The sequence below is a fragment of the Methylobacterium terrae genome, from assembly GCF_003173755.1.
GTDB lineage: Bacteria > Pseudomonadota > Alphaproteobacteria > Rhizobiales > Beijerinckiaceae > Methylobacterium > Methylobacterium terrae.
On the sequence record NZ_CP029553.1, the window covers coordinates 875,488 to 896,570 of the forward strand.

Sequence of the window (21,083 nt, forward strand, 5' to 3'; positions counted from 1 at the left end):
AGGCATCGATGCAGTGCGGGAACCCGGAACGGCTGCCGCGGGCCGCCGACATCACGAGTCGGATTTCGTCGACGGCGTCGTCGAACCGCCGAACCCCTGCTGGAACATCTTGAGGAAGAGGTTCTGCATCTGGTCGGCGTTCTGGGGAAATACCGTGAACCAGCTGCGCATGATCGCGTCGGGCGAGAACCGGTCCATCTCGGCCAGCATGCGCCGCTCGACCTCGGCCATCACTGCCGCCTGCATCGGCTCGACGTTGGGAAGCCCGACGAACTGGCGGGCCTCGACCGGGGTGCAATCGACCTCGACGCGGAACTTCATCGTACGCTTCCTCCCGGGTCCCGGTCCGAGCTTAGAGCACCTTTCGGCCGTCGTGGGAACCGGTTCGGATGCAAAAAACTGCGGTGATATCAAAGACCTAGTCTAACACACGAGGGTGCGGCGGTGCACAATGCACCCGCCTGCCGTCTACGACGAAGGTCGTATGCGCCCCCTCGGCGATTCCGGCGGCATTGTAAAGCCGCATTGTTACGGGCTCGCGATTCTGTAACCCGGCCGCGCGTCGTCGGCCGCAGGCGCCTCGCTCGCCCCGAAGGCCTCGCTTGCCCCAAATTCCTCCCTTGCCCCAAATTCTTCCCTTGCCCATGGCGCCGCCGCGAGCCGCCGCTCCAGGAACGCCACCAGGGCGGTGACCCGGGCCGGCCGGGCGGCGCCCGGCGGCATCAGCAGGTTGAGCCCGACCGGCGGCGGCGACCAGCGCGGCATGACCCGCTCGAGCCGCCCGGCGCGCAGGTCGTCCCAGGTCAGGAAGTCCGGCTGCACCGCGAGGCCGAGGCCCGCCAGGAGCGCCGGCGTCAGCGCGTCGGCGTTGTTCGCCCGGAGGCGCCCGGTCGGCGTCACGGTGACCTCCGCGCCGGTCGCGTCGTGGAAGTGCCAGCGCTCCGGGTTCGGCAGGTAGGCGTAGCCGAGGCAGGCATGGTCCTGGAGGTCGCGCGGATGCTCCGGCCGCCCGGCCCGGGCGAGGTAGGCGGGAGCGGCCACCAGCGAGCGGCCGACCGCGCAGAGGCGGCGCAGGCGCAGGCTCGAATCGGCCAGGGCCGCGATGCGCAGGCCGAGGTCGAAGCCGCCGCCGACGAGGTCGATGAGCGCGTCGCTCAGGTGCAGGTCGACCGCGACCTCGGGGTGCGCGGCGAGGAAGTCGGGCAGGAGCGGCGCCACGTGGGCGAGGCCGAACGACATCGGGGCGGCGAGGCGGACGAGGCCCCGCGGCGAGGCCGATTGCGCCAGGGCCTCGGCCTCCGCCGCCTCGCCCGCCGCCAGGATGCGGGCGGCGCCGTCGAGGGCGAGGCGCCCGGCCTCGGTGAGCGCGAGGCGGCGCGAGGTGCGGTGCAGCAGGCCTGCGCCGAGGCGCCGCTCGAGCCGGCTCACCGCCTTCGAGACCGTGGCCTTCGACAGGCCGAGCTCGGCCGCGGCGCGGGAGAACGAGGCGGTCTGCGCCACCCGGGCGAAGATCGCCCAGGCTTCGAAATCGGGCAGCGGCATGGTCGCGTCCGGAAACGATGGGTTTCGATTGTTTCTATTTCTGGCCGCGAGGGCAATCCCTAGATTGCCGTCATCGCAAAGCGAACCCGACGGCTTCCCCGCCGGTCCGCCAGACGGGAGTCCCTCGCCATGACGACCACCAGCACCACCTCCGCCGGCCTGCACCACGTCACCGCCATCTCGGGCCCGGCGCGCCGCAACCTCGACTTTTATACCCGCGTCCTCGGGCTGCGGCTGGTGAAGAAGACCGTCAACTTCGACGATCCCGGCACCTACCACCTCTATTACGGCGACGCGGACGGCGCCCCCGGCACCATCCTGACCTTCTTCCCCTGGGAGCACGTCGCCCCCGGCCGGGTCGGGGTCGGGCAGACGGAGGAGACGGCGTTCCGGGTCCCCGAAGGCTCGATCGGCTACTGGACGCATCGCCTCGTCGCGGCGGGCATCGCCTTCGAGGCGCCCGCCAAGGTCTTCGGCGAGACGGTGCTGCCGTTCCGCGATCCCGACGGAATGCGCCTCGCCCTCGTCGGCGTCGCGGGGGCGGACGGCGAGCCGGCCTGGGCCGGGTCGGAGGTGCCGGCCGAGCACGCGGTCCGGGGCTTCCACGGCGTGACGCTGATGCTGCGCCAGGCCGCCCCCACGGCCCGGGTGCTGACGGAGGTGTTCGGGTTCGAGGAGGCCGGGCGGGAGGGCGCGCTCACCCGCTACCGGGGTACGGCCGGGCTCGGGGCTTCCGTCACGCTCCGGGAGGTCGGCGACTTCCTGCCCGGCCGCTCCGGGGGCGGCTCGGTCCACCACATCGCCTTCCGGGCCGACGACGACGCAGGCCAGGCGGCGATGGCCGAGAGGGCCGGGGCGCTCGGGCTCCAGGTGACCGAGCAGCGCGACCGCAACTACTTCCGCTCGGTCTACTTCCGGGAGCCGGGCGGCGTGCTGTTCGAGATCGCGACCGACGATCCGGGCTTCGCCGCCGACGAGCCGGCGGAGGCCCTGGGCGCCGACCTGAAGCTGCCGGCCTTCCTCGAGCCGCACCGGGCCGAGATCGAGCGGGTGCTGCCGGCGCTGGCGTGAGGCGAGGCGGCCCGGGCCATCGGGCCCGGGCCGCCCGATAACCACCGGTTAACCAAACATGGTTACCCAAACCTTCCTGGATTTCTGGGAAGCTCGGGTCATGGTGGATCAGAACGACGTCGCCGGCGCGCCGGCCCCGGACGGCGCGGCAGCCCCGACGAAGCGTGGTCTCGCGGCCCTGTCCGGACGGGGATGGCCGAAGCTGAAGACGACGACCGCGGCCGGTCTCCTCTGCGCCGCCTGCGTCGGGGCGCTCGCCGGCGGGGCCACGGTGGCCGTGATGAACGCCGTCCAGGGCGGCGGGGCCGGCATCCCGCAGGCCGAGTGGTCGCGGCTCTCGGGCCGCGTCGAGGCCGGGACCGGCGAGGCGACCCGCCTCGCCACCGACCTGTCGCTCCTGCGCGACCGCACGATCCAGGCCCAGGATGCCGCCGACAAGGGCCGCACCGAGACGGGCGCCCGCCTGGGCCAGGTCTCCGAGCGGCTGGAGCGGCTGCACCGCCAGGAGGCCGACCTCGCCGCCAAGGTCGCGGCCGTCGCCGAGCGCCTCGCCGCCATGGCCGAGCGCCAGGAGCACGCCGACCGCGAGCAGGCCGCCCGCCTGGCGGCGCTCACCGACAAGCTCGACAAGCGTCCGGCGCCCGCGCCGGTCGCGGCCGTGCCGGCCACCGCCCCGGTGCTCGCCGCTCCGGTGGCCGCCGCTCCCTCGGCGGTCGCCCCGGTGGCGGTCCACAAGCCGGTCGCGGCGGCGGAGCCGGCCCTGACCGGCAGCCTGCCCGACAAGCCCGCCGACAAGGCGAAGTCCGCCACCATCGAGGGATGGGTGCTGCGCGACGTCTATGACGGGATGGCGATGATCGAGAACCGCAAACGCCGCCTCGTCGAGATCGGCCCGGGCGACACGCTGCCGGGGGCGGGCCGGGTCGAGGCGATCGAGCGGCGCGGACGGTCCTGGGTCGTGGTCACCAGCAAGGGGCTGATCACCCCGCAGGCTTGGTAGCGGCGATGTGAGAGGCGTCCTCGGCCGCGCGCTCAGGCGGGCTGGAGCGCCTGTGCCGCCGGGCCGGTGGCGGTGGGCACTTGCGCCGGCAGGAAGCCGGCCGCCGCGCGCCGGCGGCCGCGGGCCTTGGCCTCGGTCCGGGCGACCTTGGTGGGATGAAGAAGCTCGGCGAGGCGGGCGAGGCTCTCGGCGTCGTCGAGGTTCCGTGACTCGAAATCGGGCATGATTGTCCCCCGGGCGCGCGGCCCGTGGCTGGTGGGGGGTACGCAATACTCACGCTTGAGGAACAGTAACGGCGAAGAACTCGTACAGTTCCGCACCGCGCGTCACCGCGCAAGAAAAAGTTTCAGGCCACCACCGAAAGACGGAGGCCCGCTCGCGCGACTGTGCCGGAGGTTCTAGCGTCGCAGCGGCCCGGTCGATGTGCGACGCCGCACGCCGGATATTGTGCGCCGCACGACGACATCGCGTGCAATGCAGTAAACCGGGCGGTGATGCGCCAAAACCGGGCGCGGGGTCGTGGCCCTGCGCGGCGATGCTATCCAACCTCGCTCCGAGCGGATGGTTCCGCCGGCGGGCGGCCTGCGTGAGGCGCCCTCGGCGACGCGTGGAGGGCGGCTTCAGCCCCGCGCCTCGGTGGCGGCGCGGGCGGATTGCGCCATGCGGATCAGCTCGCGCGCGGTGAGCTCGTGGTGCTCGGGCGGCTCGGGCTCGCTGCGGATCGTCGTGGCCTCGCGGGCCACGATCGTGCGCTGCGTGCGCCGGGTGAGCCCGGCCCGCCATGCCTGCGCCAGCGCTATCATGGGCGCCCCTCCCGTGATCGTCCAATAAACGCTAACAAACCTTCGCCGTGCGATAAAGTCTTGACAGGACGATTGTTGGCTCATCCGGCCGCTCCGGGGGCGCCGTCCTGCGAGCCAAGTCTCTGATGCTGCCGCGTTATTGGCGGGAGGCGGCGCGGCGGGAATCGGCGGAATAGTATCCTTTGCTATGCTGTCGCGAATCGGGCGGGCGAATCAGCGGGTATCCTCGCGCAGGAGTTCCGTGTTGATGGCGAAGGCCGCCATCGCGCCCTCGGCCGCCGCCACGATGGCGAGCTGGACCCGGCGCGAGGCGTCGCCCGCCACGTAGAGCCCCGGCACGTTCGTCTCCTCGTAGTCGCCGGTCGGCACCGTGCCCTTGCGCGACAGGTCGCAGCCGAGCCGCTCGACGAGGTGGGAGGGGATGCAGGGCCCAGTGGTGAAGAACAGCGCGCCGTATTCCAGCGCCTCGCCGTCGCGCAGGCGGAGGCGCGCGAAGCGCCCGTCCTCGCCCTCGAGCCGGGCGACGGGGCGCTCCTCGATCCGGATGCCCTGGTGGGCGAGGCGGTCCCGCTCCGCCGGGTCGAGGTCGCAGGGCCCGTCGGTGCAGAGCGTCAGGTCGCGGCTCCAGGCGGTGAGTTCGAGGGCCAATCCCTTGCCGGCCTCGCCCGGGCCGTAGACCGCGAGCGGCCGGTCGCGGTTCTCGTAGCCGTCGCAATAGGGGCAGTGGTGGACGCCGTGGCCCCAGAACTCCGAGAAGCCCTCGACGGCCGGCAGGTCGGTGCGCAGGCCGGTGGCGAGGATCATCCGGCGGGCATCGGCCCGGCGCTGGTCGTCCATCACCACGCGGAACCCGTCCGGCGCCCGCACCGCGTCGACGACGCGCCCGTCCCAGATCTCGACCGTGTCGTAGGCGGCGAGTTCCCGCATTCCCTCGTCGCGCAAGGCGCCGGGCGGGCGGCCGTCGCGCCCGAGGAAGCCGTGCATGTGCGGCGTCACCGCGTTGCGCGGGTGGCCCGCATCGATCAGCAGCACCCGGCGCCGGCAGCGCCCCAGGATGAGCGCCGCCGACAGGCCCGCCGGCCCGCCGCCCACGATGATCACGTCCCGCATGTCGCCGTCCCGCGCGCCGTCACTTGCGGAATAGACGCATCGAGGGTGGTCGGGTTTCGCCGCACCGCCCACGAAAAAGGGCGCTCGCGCGCCCTTCGTCGTCCGTCCGGCGAGCCTTCCGGCTCAGGCCGCGGCGGTGTTGGTGGCGATGCCCTTCTCGGAGAGCATCTGCTGCAGCTCGCCGGACTGGAACATCTCGCGGGTGATGTCGCAGCCGCCGACGAACTCGCCCTTGACGTAGACCTGCGGGATGGTCGGCCACTGCGAGAACGCCTTGATGCCCTCGCGGATCTCCATGTCCTCGAGCACGTTCACGCCCTTGAACGGCACGCCGAGGTAGTTGAGGATCTGGGCCACCTGGCCCGAGAAGCCGCACATCGGGAATTGCGGCGTGCCCTTCATGAACACGACCACGTCCTCGGACTTGATCTCGGTCTCGATGCGGCTGTTGACGTCGGTCATGGCTACGGTCCTCGTTCCGGATGTCATGTAAGGATGGACGGCCGGAATGTCCAAGGTGGGCGCTCCGGTCGTGGTCTCAGCGCCGACGCCGCGCCGGCCGCGTGGAATCGAGCGATGCGGCGAGCTGGATCAGGCTGCGATCGACGTCGAAGTCCCCGGCGACGAGTTCGTCCAACGTGAAGGGCGAGGTCTCGGGCAGACCCGCCACCGGCGCGTCGTTGTAGGCGGCAAGGTTCGCCTCCGCCTGGACGACTGCATCGCGCCAGACCTTGTCGAGATCGATCTTCCGCCGCATCGAGGCACGGTAGCTCGATCGCCCGGTGATCTGAAACGCCACGATTTCCGAGCGCCAATGGTATGACGGCGGCAGGTGCGGCGCCGAGATGTGCTTGATCAGATGCACGAGCACGAGGCGTAGAGCGCTCTCGACGGTGCTGACCTCCGACCGTCCCGCCGACTCGACCTCCTCGATGATGTTGTCCCAGTCGAGGGTGTTCGAGAGGTCCGGCCGCGCCCCGAGGGCGCGCAAGGCCGCCGCTTGCTGCTCCGCCCAGGCGACGACGTCCTCGTCGTAGAGGCTCGGCTGATCCGTGCGGATCTCGTCCATGCGGCGGCCCTCCGAGGGCGTCGGTCCTGAAGGCGTCAATCCTGCGGCACGCCCGTGGTCAGGGCAAGGGCGTGCAGCACCCCGCCCATGCGCCCCTGGAGCGCGCCGTAGACCATCTGGTGCTGCTGCACCCGCGACTTGCCCTTGAACGCCGCCGACACGACGGTGGCGGCGTAGTGGTCGCCGTCCCCGGCGAGGTCGCGGATCTCGACCGTGGCGTCGGGCAGGGCCTCCTTGATCATCGCCTCGATCTCGCGGGCATCCATCGGCATCGGGGTCGTCTCCTACTCGGAATCGGGTTGCTTCGAGGATATCCAAGACAAGTGATACGAGATCCGGAAGATTACTTCCGGATCTCGTATGACCAGCCCGCGCGGCGCTTGAGCGAAGCTGATTTCCGCATCGCGACGCGATCAGCCGGAAATCGTATGAGCCCGTTGGCTCCCACCCGCAACCACACCCTGAGGTGCGACCGAAAGGGAGCCTCGAAGGAGGGCTCCAGGGAGCGCCGAGGCGTCTGGAGCTCTCCTTCGAGGTCGGTCCATCTGCGATGAACTGACACCTCAGGATGAGGTGGTGGGTGGGATCAAACGATCAAAGCGCCCGAGGCATCGTCAAGCCGCGTCCGCCGCCGGACCCGCCATGTAGCTCGGCAGCCAGCCCTCATGCGCCGTGCGCAGGGTGTCGAGGGCGACGATCTCGTCGCCCGGCAGGGTCAGCGAATCGGCGCCGGTGACGCCGATCACCGCCGCGTCGATGCCTTGCGCGCTGGCGCTGTAGAGCAGGTCGGCCACCGCGTCGGGCTCCACCGCCAGGAGGTAGCGGCCCTGGTCCTCGCCGAACAGGTAGGCGTGGCAGGCCACCGGCAGCGGGCACTCGGGCAGCACCGCGCCGATATTGCCGGCGAGCGCCATCTCGGCCACCGCGACCGCGAGGCCACCGTCGGAGAGGTCGTGGACGGTGTCGACGATCCCCGAGGTGATGAGGCCGCGCACGAAGTCGCCGTTGCGCTTCTCGGCGGCGAGGTCGACCGGGGGCGGCGCCCCCTCCTCGCGGCCGCAGATCGTGGCGAGATAGGCCGACTGGCCGAGCCAGCCCTTCGTCGCGCCGATCAGCACCAGGGCGTCGCCGTCGCGCTTGAACGCGACCGTGGCGATCCGGTTCACGTCGTCGACCACGCCGACGCCGCCGATCGTCGGGGTCGGCAGGATGCCGACGCCCTCGGTCTCGTTGTAGAGCGAGACGTTGCCGGACACGACCGGGAAGTCGAGGGCGCGGCAGGCCTCGCCGATGCCCTGGATGCAGCCGACGAACTGGCCCATCACCTCCGGCTTCTCCGGGTTGCCGAAGTTGAGGTTGTCGGTGATCGCGAGCGGGCGACCGCCCACCGCCGTGATGTTGCGCCAGGCTTCCGCCACGGCCTGCTTGCCGCCCTCGACCGGGTCGGCCTCGCAGTAGCGCGGGGTCACGTCGGTGGTGATCGCCAGGCCCTTCGGCCCGTCCTCGACCCGCACCACCGCGGCGTCGCCGCCGGGCTTCTGCACGGTGTTGCCGAGGATGTAGTGGTCGTACTGCTCGTAGACCCAGCGCTTCGAGCACAGGTCCGGCGAGCCGACGAGCCTCATCAGCGCATCGACGTTGCGCACCGGCGCCGCCACGTCCTCGGGCTTGATCTCGGGCTGGTAGGCGTTCTGGCGGTGCGGCCGGTCGTAGAGCGGCGCCTCGTCGCCGAGCTCCTTGATCGGCAGGTCGGCGACCGTCTCAGCCCCGTGCTTGATGACGAAGCGGAGCGTGTCGGTGGTGTGGCCGATGATCGCGAAGTCGAGGCCCCACTTCACGAAGATGGCTTGCGCCTCCTCCTCCATGCCGGGCTTGAGCACCATGAGCATCCGCTCCTGGCTCTCCGAGAGCATCATCTCGTAGGCGGTCATGCCGGGCTCGCGGGTCGGCACCGCGTCGAGGTTCAGCTCCACCCCAAGATTGCCCTTGGCGCCCATCTCGACCGCCGAGCAGGTGAGCCCGGCCGCGCCCATGTCCTGGATCGCGATGACGGCGCCGGACTGCATCAGCTCCAGGCAGGCCTCGAGCAGGAGCTTTTCCGCGAAGGGATCGCCGACCTGCACGGTCGGGCGCTTCTCCTCGGACGAGGCGTCGAAGGCGGCCGACGCCATGGTGGCGCCGTGGATGCCGTCGCGGCCGGTCTTCGAGCCGAGATAGACGATCGGGTTACCCACCCCCGTGGCGGCGGCGTAGAAGATCGCGTCGGTCTTCGCGAGGCCGACCGCCATGGCGTTGACCAGGATGTTGCCATCGTAGCGGGTGTGGAAGCCGACCGCGCCGCCGACCGTCGGCACGCCGAAGGAATTGCCGTAGCCGCCGATGCCCGCGACCACGCCCGACACGAGGTGGGGCGTGCGCGGATGGTCCGGCGAGCCGAAGCGCAGCGCGTTCAAGGCCGCGATCGGCCTCGCGCCCATGGTGAAGACGTCGCGCAGGATGCCGCCGACCCCGGTGCCCGCGCCCTGGTAGGGCTCGATGAAGCTCGGGTGGTTGTGGCTCTCCATCTTGAACACGCAGGCAAGCCCGTCGCCGATGTCGATGACGCCGGCATTCTCGCCCGGGCCCTGGATCACCCACGGCGCCTTGGTCGGCAGCGTCTTCAGGTGGAGGCGGGAGGACTTGTACGAGCAGTGCTCGTTCCACATCGCCGAGACGATGCCGAGCTCGGTGATGGTCGGCTCGCGCCCGATCAGCCCGACGAAGCGCTGGTACTCGTCCTCGGTCAGGCCGTGCTGGCGCACGAGCTCGGGCGTGATGGAGACGTCGTTGCGGATCATGCGGCATCCTCTCGCCGGTCGGGCGGCCCTGCTGCCCGTGCGCTTACTGCCTGAGGGGACCGAAAGGCAACTCGCGCGAATGCGGGCGGGGGCCTCGGGCGGCGTCGGGCACGCTTCAGGCGGCGTCAGGCAGCCTGGGCCGACGCGATCGCGTGGCGCCGCCGGCTGCGGCGGCGGCCGAGATAGAGCAGGAGGCCCGTCACCCCGAAGAGCGGCATGGCGAGCGACGCCAGCATGAAGGCGATCCGGCCGACCGGGCCGAAGAACCGGCCCTCGTGCAGGGCCAGCATGCTGCCGGTCAGCCGCGCCCCGAGCGCCCGCTCGGCGTAGAGGTCGCGGGTCTCGAGGCTGCCGTCGGGGCGGAAGCGCCACTCGTCGCGGGCCTGGAAATGGGCGGCGTCCGGGGCCACGGCGCGGATGCGGACCGTCTCGCCCTCGCGGGCCGGGCTCATCGCGGCGGTGGCGTAGGGGCCCGCCGAGGCCGCGAAGGCCGCGAAGGCGGGGTCGAGGGGGACGGGTGCGCCGTCCCGCTTTCCCATGCCCCGGGCCGGCGCCGCGGCGGCCGGGCGGCCGGTGAGCAGGTACGTGGCCCCGTCGCGGTACCAGCCGTAGGACCACCACAGGCCGGTGAGCGCCATCGCGAGGTAGAGCACCAGGGCCCAGGTGCCGACGACCGCGTGCAGCGACCAGTGGAGCGCCCGGCCGCGGCGGTTGAGCGCCGGCTTCAGCCACACCCGCCAGTCGCGCCGGCCCCTCGGCCAGCGGAGGTAGAGGCCCGACAGGGCCAGGTAGACCAGCGCCAGCGCCGAGGCGCCGGTGACGGTGCGGCCCCAGCCGTCGCCGTTGCCGGGCAGGAGCAGCCAGCGGTGGAGCCGCCGCACGTCGTCGAAGAACGCCTCGCCCCGCGCCGGCCCGAGGATTTTTCCGTCGTAGGGGTCGACATAGGTCTCGGTGCCTCGGGTCTCCGTAGACCTACCCGGCCCCCCGGCGAGGCGCACCCGCGCCGCCCGGTCGGGCGCGCCGTTCAGCACCATGAGCGTGACGCGCCGTCCCGGCGCCTCGTCCTTCAGCCGGGCGATCAGCGCGTCCGGCGTCAGCCGCGGCGTCTCCCGCGCCGGGACGGTGACGATGCCGGGGCTCAACAGGTCCGTGACGTCGTCCTCGAGGCTGAGCAGGCCCCCGGTCGTCCCGATCACCATCAGGACGAGGCCGGCGGTCAGGCCGAGGAACCAGTGGAGCTGGAACAGGACGGCTCTCACCGTCGGCACCCCGTGCGGGCCGGGACGGTCTCGAAGGCCACGTCGGGCTGAAACATGGTCGGTTTTCCCGCGTCGCGCGCCCGGCCGACGGGGCGGTGCCGAAAGATCATCGGCTGGAATCTTCGTCGCCGCGTCGCTTATGCCGCGAACGATGCGGGTGTCAACGATCCCGATCGGGTCGAAGACCTGGACTTCATTGTAATAATTCCAGATTATGCCGATCTATCAGATGATCTTTCGCCACAGATTTGTTTATCCAATGCATATTACATGTAAAACGTGGGTGCGGCGTGTCGATCGCGGTTTTCGTCTTGACGCGACTCCGCTCCAGGTCGGACTCTCCGGGCCGGCAACGCGGCGCCGGCCCGAACGGGACCTGAGACGACCGCGGCCGAGAGGAGAGGAAGCATGACGCCCATCCGCCAGGCGCTGCGCGGCGCCGTCCTCATCTTCAGCCTGTGCGGCCCCGCCGTCGCGCAGGAGACGGTGAAGATCGCCTTCATCGATCCGCTCTCGGGCGGCGGCGCGCCGACCGGCGAGGCGGGCCTGCGCCACTTCCAGTACATGGCCGAGGTGCTGAACGCCCGCCAGAAGCAGTTCCGCTTCGAGGTGCTGGCCTACGACAACAAGGTCAACCCGCAGGAGACCCTGATCGCCGCCCAGAAGGGCATCGATGCCGGGGCCCGGGTCGTGGTGCAGGGCAACGGCTCCTCGGCGGCCGCGGCCCTCACCGACTTCGTCGCCAAGCACAACGAGCGCAACCCGAATCGCCAGGTCATCTACATCAACTACTCGGCGGTCGACCCGTCGCTGACCAACGAGAAGTGCAACTACTGGCACTTCCGCTTCGATGCCAACTCGGACATCAAGATGGAGGCGCTGACGAGCTTCATGAAGACCAGGCCCGAGATCAAGAAGGTGTACCTGATCAACCAGGACTACTCGTTCGGCCAGTCGGTGCGGTCGCAGGCCCGCGCCATGCTGAAGGCGAAGCGGCCGGACATCGAGATCGTCGGCGACGAGGTGACGCCGCTGCAGAAGGTCAACGACTTCGCGCCCTACGTCGCCAAGATCCGCGCCTCGGGGGCGGATGCGGTCATCACGGGCAACTGGGCCCAGGACATCAACCTGCTGCTCAAGGCCGCCGCCGAGGCCGGGCTCCAGGCCGGCTTCTACACCTACTATGCCGGCGGCACCGGCGGGCCGACGGTGGTGCGCCAGACCGGGCTCGCCCACCGGGTGTTCGAGGTCTCGCAGGGCGCCGCCAACGAGGGCGATGCCGCCGCGCAGGATTTCGAGACCGCGTTCCGGGCCCGCACCGGCATCGGTTCGACCTATCCGCGCGCCTTCAACGCGATGAACGCGCTCCTGACCGCGATGCAGGCGGCCGGCTCGTCCGAGGCCCGCAAGGTGGCGCCCAAGCTCGAACAGGCCCGCCTCAAGCCGCATATCGGCAGCGAGGGCTACGTGCGGCCCGACGACCACCAGTACTTCCAGACGATGTTCGTCCACTCCTTCGGCCCGATGGAGCCCGGGATGCGCTTCGACGAGGAGGGGACCGGCTGGGGCTGGAAGATGATCGGCCGGGTCGAGACCAAGGACACGCTGCTGCCGACCACCTGCCGGATGGACCGGCCGAGCTGAGTTCGTGCCGGGCCCCTCACGGGGTCCGGTCCGCCTCCGCGAGTGCGTCCAGGAAGGCGTCGAGCATGGCGGCCGCGAAGGCCTCCATGTTGGCGGCGCGGTCGCCGTGGCCGGTCTCGAGGGTCAGGCGGCGGGTGACGGGCCCGGCGACGGCGAGGCAGGTATGGCCGGCCGCGTCGCCGTAGCGGTTGCCGCGGGGGCCCGCGGCGCCGGTCTCGCACAGGCCCCAGACCGCGCCGTGGCGCTCGCGCACCAGGCCGGCGACGCGCTCGGCGTAGGGTTCGCTGGCGCTGCGCAAGGACGCCATGCCGGCCGCGTCGAGTCCGATCAGGGCTTCGCGTGCCTGGGCCGTGTAGACCACCGCACCGCCGAGATAGTAGGCGGAGGCGCCCGGCACCGCGAGCAGGGCCGCGGAGACGAGGCCGCCCGCGGAGGATTCGGCCACCGCGACGGTCTCCCGCCGGGCCGTCAGCAGGGCGGCGATGCGCCCGGCCCTGTCCATCACCTCGCGCAAGGCGGCGTCCTCCTGATCCGGGGGAACCCTATCCGTCCGGGCCCTACTCCGCCAGGGCGCCCTCGTCGTCGCCGCCGGTCGGCGCCAGCCGCACCCAGGCATCGAGGGCCCGGCCGATGCCGAGGCCGACGAGGCCCACGAAGGTCAGCGAGGCGGCGATGTGGAGGAAGAGGGACGCATCAGACATTGGACTCACCCGACGTGAAGGATTCGAGGAGAACCGTGGAGGCTACGCGCCTCCCGGCCCGGTTTCATGGGCTCCCTGTGGTGTGGGCAGGGCCGGAGGACTCCGACCTTCAGGGGCCGGCGGCGCCGGCTTTCGGGATGGTGCGCATCCCGGTTGGAAGACCTGTCGCACCACCTTTGGGCGGAACGATGGTCCGGATGTGGCGGGGCGCCACGAAGGGCCGAGCGTGTCCCGGCCGCGCCTGCCGGGCGGTGCGCTCCCGCACCTTGGCCGTGACCTCGGCCGTCGCCTTCGCCATCACGCCGCCTCCCCGAGCACCCGCCCGGCCAGCGCGAGGCCGCTGAGATAGGCGAACTCCACCCGCGGCCCGAGGCAGCCGTCGCCGGCAAAGCCGAGGCCGGTCTCGGGCGCGAACAGGCAGGGCTCGCCCACGGCCCGCTCGACCGCGGCGTAGCGCCAGCGATGGGCGGCGCGGTGGCGGATCTCCCCGAGCGGGACGAGATCCCGCAGGGCCGCGACCAGGCGCTCGGCGACGTCGTCCGCCTCGCATTCGAGGTTGGCGCGCGACCAGGACGCCGAGGCATGGGCCACCAGGGTGCCGGCGCCCGCGCGCCCCGGCTTGCTGCCGTTCTGCGCGATCCAGGCGACCGCGGCATCCGGATCGCGATTCTCCCGCACGGGCGCGCCGGAGGAGAGGGGAGGCCCGTCATGCGCCAGCATCAGGGTCCAGCACGGGGCATAGGCCACCTCCGCCACGCCCGGCAGATCCTCGCCGGCGCCCGCCAGCAGCGCGAGGCTCTGAGGCGAGGGGCAGGTCAGGAGGACGGCCGAGAACGCCTCCCCGTCCGCGAGGGCCGTCCCGTCGGCCTCCGCGAGGCGCCAGTCCCGTCCCTCCCGCACCAGACGGCCGACGGCGCGCCCGCAGCGAAGATCGGTGCCGTCGAGGAGGTCGCGCACCGGCGCGGTCATGCCGGGGGTGCCGACGAAGCGGTCGGCCCCGCCCCAGGGGGCCGCGACGCCCCGCGTCGTCCAGTCCGCGACCTGCGCCCGGAAGCGGGGGTCGCGGGCGGTGAAATATTGTGCGCCGTGATCGAAGCGGAACTCGCCCGGGCCGCGCCGCGTCGCCATCCGGCCGCCGGGGCCCCGGCCCTTGTCGAGCACGACGACGCGCCGGCCGGCCTCGCGCAGACGGTGCGCCGCGGCGGCGCCGGCGATGCCCGCCCCGATGATCGCGATGGTCCCGTCCCAGTTCACGCCCGCCTCTCCTCGGTATCGGCCGCCTCTCCCGCGGTCCTTGCGTCAACGCGCGAGGTTTCGCTGTGGTGCCAATCAATCGTGCGAAATCTCTTGGGTCCGGTGCGGGAACTTTCGGCGGCCGGCTTGAGGCCTCGAACTTGCAGCATTAAGGCCGCGCTTGACCTCCGTTCAGGGATCCCCGCTCCGTGCCGAACCTCGAGACCGTCGTGAGCGAGATCGTCGACGAGATGCGCCAGCGTCCCGATCGCGGCGAGGTGGCGCGCTACATCCCGGAACTCGCCCGGGTCGATCCCGGCCATTTCGGCCTCGCGGTGATCGGCGCCGACGGAACGGTCGCGGCGGCGGGCGATTGCGACGTCCCGTTCTCGATCCAGAGCATCTCGAAGGTGTTCACCCTGACGCTGGCGCTCGGCATGGCCGGCGACAAGCTGTGGCGGCGGGTCGGGCGCGAGCCCTCGGGGAGCCCGTTCAACTCGGTCGTGCAGCTCGAATACGAGCGCGGCATCCCGCGCAACCCGTTCATCAATGCGGGCGCGATCGCCGTCACCGACCTGATCCTGTCGGGCCACCAGCCGCGCGAGGCGCTGGGCGAGATCCTGCGCTTCATGCAGTCCCTGGCGCAGGACACCTCGATCACCATCGACGAGGCGGTCGCGGCCTCCGAGCAGCGCACGGGATTCCGCAACGTCGCGCTCGCCAACTACATGAAGTCGTTCGGGGTGATCGACAACCCGGTCGAGTACACGCTCGGCGTCTATTTCCACCACTGCGCCATCAGCATGACCTGCCGGCAGCTCGCGGCGGCGGGCCGGTTCCTGGCCCATTCGGGGCGCGACCCCAGCACCGGCCTGTCGGTGGTGCAGGCCGAGCGGGCCAAGCGCATCAACGCCGTCATGCTGACCTGCGGCCATTACGACGGCTCGGGCGAGTTCGCCTACCGGGTCGGGCTGCCGGGCAAGAGCGGCGTCGGCGGCGGCATCCTGGCGGTGGCGCCGGGGCGTGCCTCGATCGCCGTCTGGGCGCCGGGGCTCGACGCCGCCGGCAATTCCCATCTCGGCCGCATCGCCCTGGAGCGGCTGACGCGGCGCCTCGGCTGGTCGATCTTCGGCGAGTAGGGAGACCTCGTGCCGGGATCCTACGGCTTGCGCGAGCGCTCCTCGCGGATCGCCTCGTCGTGGTAGCCGCCGCTCGCCGGCATGATCTCGGGTGCGCGCTCCCGCGCGGCCGGGCTCTGCGCCGTCCAGTCGTTGCGGCCGCCGCGGCTGCGGCCGCCGGCCGGGAAGGCGTAGATCTTCGCGGTGGTGCGTGGGCCTGTGGTGCTCATCAGGTGGTCTCCCGTGAGGGCCGCGCATCGCTGCGGCGGTCCTTGAGATCGTCACGAAGTGTGCCCGGGGATCGCGCGGTTTGACCACGAAAAAATCAGCACTTGGCTAAAATTCGTGCATGCCCGCGCTTGCGTCGTCGGTCGGTTTGGCGGGTGTGGCGCGGAGTTGGGCGCCCTGGCGCCCTGGCGCGCAACCGGGCATCGTCGGTCGCCACTCCCCGGGATGGTCGTGACGCAAGGGCTCCCAGAGGGCGGTCATCGGGCGGTCATCGGGCGGTCATGGGGCTATCATGCCCCGGCAGGGTCACGGAAACGCACCGCGCCTGCGATCGTTCCGCCGGCTTCGTCGGACCGGCCGGGGTTGGCACGGGTCCTGCTAGCGAGGGGATGCCGCTGGCGGGTGATGGCGCCGACGTAGGAATCCCGGGCACCATCGGAACCTGAAGAGAGACGCGAGATGACCAAATACAAGCTCGAGTATATTTGGCTCGACGGCTATGCGCCGACCCCGAACCTTCGCGGCAAGACCCAGATCAAGGCCTTCGACAGCTTCCCGACCCTCGAGCAGCTCCCGCTCTGGGGCTTCGACGGCAGCTCGACGAAGCAGGCCGAGGGCAGCTCCTCGGATTGCGTGCTGAAGCCCGTCCGCCACTTCCCCGACCCGGCCCGCACCAACGGCGTCCTGGTCCTGTGCGAAGTCATGATGCCGGACGGCAAGACCCCGCACCCGTCGAACAAGCGCGCCACCATCCTGGATGACGAAGGCGCCTGGTTCGGCTTCGAGCAGGAATACTTCTTCTACAAGAACGGCCGCCCGCTCGGCTTCCCCGAGACCGGCTTCCCGGCGCCGCAGGGCCCGTACTACACCGGCGTCGGCTACTCGAACGTCGGCTCCGTCGCCCGCCAGATCGTCGAGGAGCACCTCGACCTCTGCCTCGCCGCCGGCATCAACCACGAGGGCATCAACGCCGAGGTGGCGAAGGGCCAGTGGGAGTTCCAGATCTTCGGCAAGGGCTCCAAGCGGGCCGCCGACGAGATGTGGATGGCGCGCTACCTGATGCAGCGCCTGTGCGAGAAGTACGAGATCGACATCGAGTACCACTGCAAGCCGCTCGGCGACACCGACTGGAACGGGTCGGGCATGCACGCCAACTTCTCGACCTCGTACATGCGCGAAGTCGGCGGCAAGGACTACTTCGAGAAGCTGATGGCGGCCTTCGGCGATGCCCGCGAGGACCACATCGCCGTCTACGGCCCGGACAACCACATGCGGCTGACCGGCAAGCACGAGACCGCCTCGATCCACACCTTCAGCTGGGGCGTGGCCGACCGCGGCGCCTCGATCCGGGTGCCCCACAGCTTCGTCAACAACGGCTACAAGGGCTACCTCGAGGATCGCCGCCCGAACTCGATGGGCGACCCCTACCAGATCGCCTCGCAGATCCTGAAGACCATCGCGACCGTCCCGACCGAGGTCTCGGCCGCGGCCTGAGATCCGGCGCACCGGTGAGCGTGTGAGCGGCGCGGGCCGGAGGGTCCCGCGCCGCTTTCTTTCATTGTCGGGATACGCGGCGGACCTCATCCCCCCCTGGTCATTCCGGGCTCCGCTCCCGCGGACCTGGAATGACGATGCGAGGTGGAAGCGTGACCGGCCGGCCGCACCGCTGTCGACCCGACCGTCACGGGCTGAAGATCAGCGTCAGGTAGGTCAGGAACACCACCAGGTGCACCGCGCCCTCCAGCACCGTCGTGCCCTGGCGCGAGAAGGTGATGACGCTCAGCAGCAGCGTCATGGCGAGCACCGCCATCTGGGCCGGCGCCAGGCCCAACACCACCCGCTGGCCCGAGACGATGCCGATGGCGAGCACCGCCGGCACGGTGAGGCCGACCGTCGAGGTGACGGCGCCGAGGCAGAGGTTGATCGCCCGCTGGAGCTGGTCGCGCCGGATCGCCTTGAGGGCGCTGATGCCCTCCGGCGTGAACACGATGGCGGCGATGATGACGCCGCCGAGCGCCGAGGGGGCGCCGAGGGCCTTGATGCCGTGGTCGAGGATCGCCGCCAGGCTCTTCGACAGGAGCACGATCGGCAGCAGGCTGACGAGGAGCAGGCCGGCATGGCGCAGGATCGCCCCGGTCCCGGCATCCGGGTGGTGGGCGGGCGTCTCGGGCGCGACGGCGCCCGGCTTGACGAGGTCGGTGAAGAAGTCGCTGTGGCGGCCGGTCTGCAGCAGCAGGAAGATGCCGTAGAGCACCACCGTCAGGATCGAGAAGGCGACCGCCTGGATCACGGTCAGCGAGCCGTCCGGGGTCGAGGTGGTGAAGTTCGGGATGATGAGCGCGATGGTGGTGAGCGGGATGATCGCCGCCAGGTAGGCGCCGGCGCCGTCGAGGTTGTAGTTCTGGCGGCGGTGGCGCAGGCCGCCGAGGATCAGCCCGAGCCCGACGAGGCCGTTCATCACGATCATGATGACGGCGAACATCGTGTCGCGCCCGAGCGTCGGCGCGGCCTTGGCCCCCAGCATCACGGCGGCGACGAGCGCCACCTCGATGACCACGATCGACAGCGTGAGGATCAGGGTGCCGTAGGGCTCGCCGAGGCGGTCGGCCAGCTCCTCGGCCTCGTGCACGACGCCGAAGGCCGACCACAGGATGACGGAGAAGAGCCAGGCGAACAGCCCGGCCGCCACCAGCGGCGCGTCGAGCCCGCCGAGCCAGCCCCCGCCGAACACCGCGAAGGCCGCCACCGTCGCCCACGCCACCCCCAACCGCACCAGCATCGTCACCTCGCTCCCCGGAACCGCCCCGCTTGTGTCAAGGGGCGGGCGAGGGGGCAAGGGAAACGGTCGGATACGTGGAGAAACGATCGGGACACGCGAGCGAGGGGACTCAGCCCCCGTGCGCGAAGGCCCAGTACAGCTCGCGGGCCCTGGCGACGAGCGGGCCGGGGGCGAAGGTCCGGTCGTCGAGGGCGGTCACCGGCACGACCTTGGCGAAGTTGCCGACCGAGAACACCTCGTCGGCGCCCATCAGGTCGTCGACGCTCAGCGTCCGCTCCACCACGGTGATCCCGGCCTTGCGCAGGAGCGCGATCACCCGGCCGCGGGTGATGCCGGCGAGGAAGGTGCCGTTCGCCACCGGCGTATGGACCACGCCGTCGCGGGCCATCAGCACGTTGGCGGTGGCGAACTCGGCGACGTTGCCGAGCGCGTCGCGCATCAGGGCGTTGCCGAAACCGCGCGACGCCGCCTCGGCGATCGCCCGCGAGCTGTTGGGGTAGAGGCAGCCCGCCTTGGCGTCGAGGGGCGCGGCGTCGGGGGTCGGGCGCCGGAACGGCGACAGGGTGGCGGTGAAGCCGGTCGGCGGCGGCATCGGCGCCTCGTAGAGGCACAGGCACCACGCGGTCGAGGCCGGGTCCATCCGCACCGCGCCGCCGAGGCCCCCTTCCGCCCAGTACATCGGCCGGATGTAGAGCGCCGCGTCGGGCGAGAAGCGCGCGAGCCCGTCCCGCACCAGCTCGGCCCAGGTGCCGGGCGCCACCACCGGCTCGAGGCCGAAGGCCGCGGCCGAGCGGTTGATCCGGGCGAGGTGGAGGTCGAGGTCCGGGGTCACGCCCTCGAAGGCGCGGGCCCCGTCGAACACCGTCGAGGCGAGCCAGGCGGCGTGGGTGCGCGGCCCCATCATCCGCACGTTGCCCGGGTGCCAGGCGCCCTCGAAGTAGGTCCAGGTGTCCTGGTGGGTCGACGTGTCTTCGTGGGTCGACGTGTTCCCCGCCGTCTTGGTCTCGGCCATCGCTCATGTCCCGCCCGTCGGTCGCCGCATGATGGCGCGGCGCGGGACCGCCTGTCCATGTCGGGCGGCCGTCGACGGGCGGGGGAGGGGGGCTGGGTGGAGGGATGGGTCGGGGGGCTTCGGCGTGGATCGCCGGTCAGGCGACGTCGAAGTCGCCGGAGCGCTGCGCCATCAGCTCGAGGGTGCGAAGCACCGCCGCGCCGACGAGGTCGGCGTCGAACATGCCGTCGGCGGTCGCGGGCTCGACGCCGACCGGGCCGATCCGGCCGCCGGGCGCGTCGATCACGACCTGGTAGACGTCGCCCCCCGCGCCCGAGCGGTCGCGTACCAGCGACACGGCGTAATGCCCGACCTCGCCGTAGGTCTTGACGTACTGGGCCGCGCGGGACGCTCTCTTCTCGCCGCACCCGGCCTTGGCCGCGCGCCGGAAATCCGGACGGATGACGTTGTCCATCTTCCTCTCCCGCTGGTTGCCGCTCAGCCCGCGGTGGCTGCTCTCCGATCCGGGCGCCCCGGCCGCCGGCCGGAGCCGTCGGCCGCGGGTGACCCGCCGCGATGCGTGTCCTCGCGGGATCCCGGCCTCGGTTCGAAACCCGGCCGGGCCGTCCCGCACCCGCGGATATCGCATGGCTGGATTGCGTGCGGATTGCGCCGATTGTTGCGAGCGGCCCACGCGGCCTCGCCGCCCGCGGCGGGGGCCGGGGCGGCGAGGGGATTTCGGGGAAGGAGGCGGCGGCCGGCGCGAGCCGGCTCGCGGTCAGTCGTCGCGATGGTGCCGGTGGTGCCCCGGCGGGCCGCGATGTCCGCCCATCGGCCGGCTCAGCAGGGCGGCGCGCTGCTTCTGCGCCGGGTCGAGGGTGGCGTAGAGCGGTTGCGAGGCGTCGGCGAGCTTGCGCAAGGCGTCGGCGCGCGCGCCGAGCGCGTCGGCCCGGGCCCGGATCGCCTCCGGGGCGTTCTCGGCGACGGGATCGCGGTCGCGTCCGCGCCGGGCCTCGCGCTGGTCGCGGTTGAGCCGGGCGAGGGTGCGGATCGCATCCTCGACCGGCGGCCACAGCTTCTCCTGGTCGGGGGTGAGCGTCAGGCCGGCATGCAGGGCCGCGACGCGGGCGTCGGTGAAGGCCCTTGCATCCTCGGCGCTGAGGCCGCGCCGGCCCTCCGGACCGCCCGCATGCGCGATCCGGACCGGCCGCGGCGCGTCCGGCGCCTGCGCCAGGGCGCCGCCGAGCATCCCGGCGCTCAAGATTCCCGCCAACGCCCCGAGGGTGAGACTGCGCTGCATGACACGGTCCTCGCGCGGGCCGCCTGCCGGACCGCCGAGGTTGCAGGATGGGCCGGGCCGGATGGCCCGGACCTCACGGGCGGATTACGGTTTCGTCATGCGGCGCCGATCGGCGAGGTGGCAGACGACGATCGCCGAGCAGGAGACGGGGGCGACCGGCGTGACCGTGCCCGCTCCGGCGGTGCCCGGCCCCGGCCGGAGCTGTCCGAAGAAGATCGTGGTCATCCCCAGCCTCCGTGATCCCCGCCGGCTCCCGCGCCGGCCGGACGTTGCCGTGGCCAGACGACACATTCGCGACCGGCGGCGAAACCTCGCCGATGGGCGTAGGCCCGGGACGCGATCGAAGCGGGGAGCCGGTCCGCGGTACCGCCGCCGCATTCGCCGCGGCGGCCGAAAGG

Annotated in this window: 25 protein-coding genes; 5 read left to right on the forward strand and 20 right to left on the reverse strand. The window is 71.6% G+C overall.

Features of this window, described 5'->3' with window-relative positions:
• Positions 1 to 51: 51 nt before the first annotated feature.
• Together DK419_RS03880 and DK419_RS03885 are read right to left on the reverse strand one after the other, a co-directional pair.
• Positions 52 to 321: a DUF6489 family protein gene (locus tag DK419_RS03880; RefSeq protein WP_109957930.1), complete on the reverse strand. Its 270-nt coding sequence runs from the start codon at positions 319 to 321 to the stop codon at positions 52 to 54.
• A gap of 207 nt (positions 322 to 528) precedes the next feature.
• Positions 529 to 1,542, reverse strand: a complete 1,014-nt coding sequence (locus tag DK419_RS03885) for a LysR family transcriptional regulator (protein ID WP_109957931.1) — start codon at positions 1,540 to 1,542, stop codon at positions 529 to 531.
• A gap of 129 nt (positions 1,543 to 1,671) precedes the next feature.
• On the opposite strand from DK419_RS03885, the gene DK419_RS03890 reads away from it, so the two are divergent.
• Positions 1,672 to 2,613: a ring-cleaving dioxygenase gene (locus DK419_RS03890; protein ID WP_109957932.1), complete on the forward strand. Its 942-nt coding sequence runs from the start codon at positions 1,672 to 1,674 to the stop codon at positions 2,611 to 2,613.
• A 100-nt stretch (positions 2,614 to 2,713) separates the two neighbouring features.
• Positions 2,714 to 3,613 carry a hypothetical protein gene (locus tag DK419_RS03895; RefSeq protein WP_109957933.1) on the forward strand — a complete coding sequence of 300 codons (900 nt, stop codon included), beginning with the start codon at positions 2,714 to 2,716 and terminating at the stop codon, positions 3,611 to 3,613.
• Positions 3,614 to 3,645: 32 nt separating this feature from the next.
• On the opposite strand, the gene DK419_RS03900 is transcribed toward DK419_RS03895, so the two are convergent.
• From DK419_RS03900 to DK419_RS03935, 8 genes are all read right to left on the reverse strand, one after another.
• Entirely contained in the window at positions 3,646 to 3,837 is a 192-nt protein-coding gene (locus DK419_RS03900) for a hypothetical protein (protein WP_109957934.1), read from the reverse strand.
• Between the two features lie 396 nt (positions 3,838 to 4,233).
• Complete coding sequence (locus tag DK419_RS03905; RefSeq protein ID WP_109957935.1) at positions 4,234 to 4,416, reverse strand: hypothetical protein; 183 nt, start codon at positions 4,414 to 4,416, stop codon at positions 4,234 to 4,236.
• A gap of 213 nt (positions 4,417 to 4,629) precedes the next feature.
• On the reverse strand, positions 4,630 to 5,526 hold the full coding sequence (locus tag DK419_RS03910) for an NAD(P)/FAD-dependent oxidoreductase (protein ID WP_109957936.1): 897 nt from the start codon (positions 5,524 to 5,526) through the stop codon (positions 4,630 to 4,632).
• Positions 5,527 to 5,649: 123 nt separating this feature from the next.
• The gene (gene grxD / locus DK419_RS03915) at positions 5,650 to 5,988 is read right to left on the reverse strand and encodes a Grx4 family monothiol glutaredoxin (protein ID WP_109957937.1); all 339 of its coding nucleotides are present in this window, start codon (positions 5,986 to 5,988) and stop codon (positions 5,650 to 5,652) included.
• A 76-nt stretch (positions 5,989 to 6,064) separates the two neighbouring features.
• On the reverse strand, positions 6,065 to 6,595 hold the full coding sequence (locus tag DK419_RS03920; RefSeq protein WP_109957938.1) for a DUF29 domain-containing protein: 531 nt from the start codon (positions 6,593 to 6,595) through the stop codon (positions 6,065 to 6,067).
• A gap of 35 nt (positions 6,596 to 6,630) precedes the next feature.
• Positions 6,631 to 6,867: a BolA family protein gene (locus DK419_RS03925; protein WP_048435231.1), complete on the reverse strand. Its 237-nt coding sequence runs from the start codon at positions 6,865 to 6,867 to the stop codon at positions 6,631 to 6,633.
• Between the two features lie 342 nt (positions 6,868 to 7,209).
• Complete coding sequence (purL, locus tag DK419_RS03930; RefSeq protein ID WP_109957939.1) at positions 7,210 to 9,432, reverse strand: phosphoribosylformylglycinamidine synthase subunit PurL; 2,223 nt, start codon at positions 9,430 to 9,432, stop codon at positions 7,210 to 7,212.
• 125 nt (positions 9,433 to 9,557) lie between these two features.
• Positions 9,558 to 10,691, reverse strand: coding sequence for a PepSY-associated TM helix domain-containing protein (locus DK419_RS03935; RefSeq protein ID WP_245442820.1), 1,134 nt, complete (start codon positions 10,689 to 10,691; stop codon positions 9,558 to 9,560).
• 408 nt (positions 10,692 to 11,099) lie between these two features.
• On the opposite strand from DK419_RS03935, the gene DK419_RS03940 reads away from it, so the two are divergent.
• Positions 11,100 to 12,335 carry a branched-chain amino acid ABC transporter substrate-binding protein gene (locus DK419_RS03940; protein WP_109957940.1) on the forward strand — a complete coding sequence of 412 codons (1,236 nt, stop codon included), beginning with the start codon at positions 11,100 to 11,102 and terminating at the stop codon, positions 12,333 to 12,335.
• Positions 12,336 to 12,351: 16 nt separating this feature from the next.
• On the opposite strand, the gene DK419_RS03945 is transcribed toward DK419_RS03940, so the two are convergent.
• From DK419_RS03945 to DK419_RS03950, 4 genes are all read right to left on the reverse strand, one after another.
• Complete coding sequence (locus DK419_RS03945) at positions 12,352 to 12,849, reverse strand: CinA family protein (RefSeq protein ID WP_208642278.1); 498 nt, start codon at positions 12,847 to 12,849, stop codon at positions 12,352 to 12,354.
• A gap of 43 nt (positions 12,850 to 12,892) precedes the next feature.
• On the reverse strand, positions 12,893 to 13,036 hold the full coding sequence (locus DK419_RS29010; RefSeq protein WP_167450825.1) for a hypothetical protein: 144 nt from the start codon (positions 13,034 to 13,036) through the stop codon (positions 12,893 to 12,895).
• 109 nt (positions 13,037 to 13,145) lie between these two features.
• Entirely contained in the window at positions 13,146 to 13,334 is a 189-nt protein-coding gene (locus DK419_RS28485; protein WP_162561138.1) for a hypothetical protein, read from the reverse strand.
• The gene (locus DK419_RS03950) at positions 13,334 to 14,290 is read right to left on the reverse strand and encodes an NAD(P)/FAD-dependent oxidoreductase (RefSeq protein ID WP_109957941.1); all 957 of its coding nucleotides are present in this window, start codon (positions 14,288 to 14,290) and stop codon (positions 13,334 to 13,336) included. The genes DK419_RS28485 and DK419_RS03950 overlap by 1 nt, the downstream gene beginning before the upstream one ends.
• A gap of 188 nt (positions 14,291 to 14,478) precedes the next feature.
• Between DK419_RS03950 and DK419_RS03955 the strand changes: the two genes are divergently transcribed.
• On the forward strand, positions 14,479 to 15,408 hold the full coding sequence (locus DK419_RS03955; protein ID WP_109957942.1) for a glutaminase: 930 nt from the start codon (positions 14,479 to 14,481) through the stop codon (positions 15,406 to 15,408).
• A gap of 20 nt (positions 15,409 to 15,428) precedes the next feature.
• Here the strand turns inward: DK419_RS03955 and DK419_RS03960 are convergent, their stop codons facing one another.
• On the reverse strand, positions 15,429 to 15,617 hold the full coding sequence (locus DK419_RS03960; RefSeq protein ID WP_109957943.1) for a DUF2735 domain-containing protein: 189 nt from the start codon (positions 15,615 to 15,617) through the stop codon (positions 15,429 to 15,431).
• 457 nt (positions 15,618 to 16,074) lie between these two features.
• Between DK419_RS03960 and DK419_RS03965 the strand changes: the two genes are divergently transcribed.
• Entirely contained in the window at positions 16,075 to 17,109 is a 1,035-nt protein-coding gene (locus DK419_RS03965) for a glutamine synthetase beta-grasp domain-containing protein (RefSeq protein WP_109957944.1), read from the forward strand.
• A 187-nt stretch (positions 17,110 to 17,296) separates the two neighbouring features.
• Here the strand turns inward: DK419_RS03965 and DK419_RS03970 are convergent, their stop codons facing one another.
• The 5 genes from DK419_RS03970 to DK419_RS28490 form a co-directional block, all read right to left on the reverse strand.
• Positions 17,297 to 18,394 carry a calcium:cation antiporter gene (locus DK419_RS03970; protein WP_245442821.1) on the reverse strand — a complete coding sequence of 366 codons (1,098 nt, stop codon included), beginning with the start codon at positions 18,392 to 18,394 and terminating at the stop codon, positions 17,297 to 17,299.
• Positions 18,395 to 18,503: 109 nt separating this feature from the next.
• Positions 18,504 to 19,406, reverse strand: coding sequence for a branched-chain amino acid aminotransferase (locus tag DK419_RS03975; protein WP_109957946.1), 903 nt, complete (start codon positions 19,404 to 19,406; stop codon positions 18,504 to 18,506).
• A gap of 136 nt (positions 19,407 to 19,542) precedes the next feature.
• Positions 19,543 to 19,860 carry a hypothetical protein gene (locus tag DK419_RS03980; RefSeq protein ID WP_109957947.1) on the reverse strand — a complete coding sequence of 106 codons (318 nt, stop codon included), beginning with the start codon at positions 19,858 to 19,860 and terminating at the stop codon, positions 19,543 to 19,545.
• A gap of 303 nt (positions 19,861 to 20,163) precedes the next feature.
• Positions 20,164 to 20,685, reverse strand: coding sequence for a Spy/CpxP family protein refolding chaperone (locus DK419_RS03985; protein WP_109957948.1), 522 nt, complete (start codon positions 20,683 to 20,685; stop codon positions 20,164 to 20,166).
• Positions 20,686 to 20,769: 84 nt separating this feature from the next.
• Positions 20,770 to 20,910: a hypothetical protein gene (locus DK419_RS28490; protein WP_162561139.1), complete on the reverse strand. Its 141-nt coding sequence runs from the start codon at positions 20,908 to 20,910 to the stop codon at positions 20,770 to 20,772.
• Positions 20,911 to 21,083: the final 173 nt, after the last annotated feature.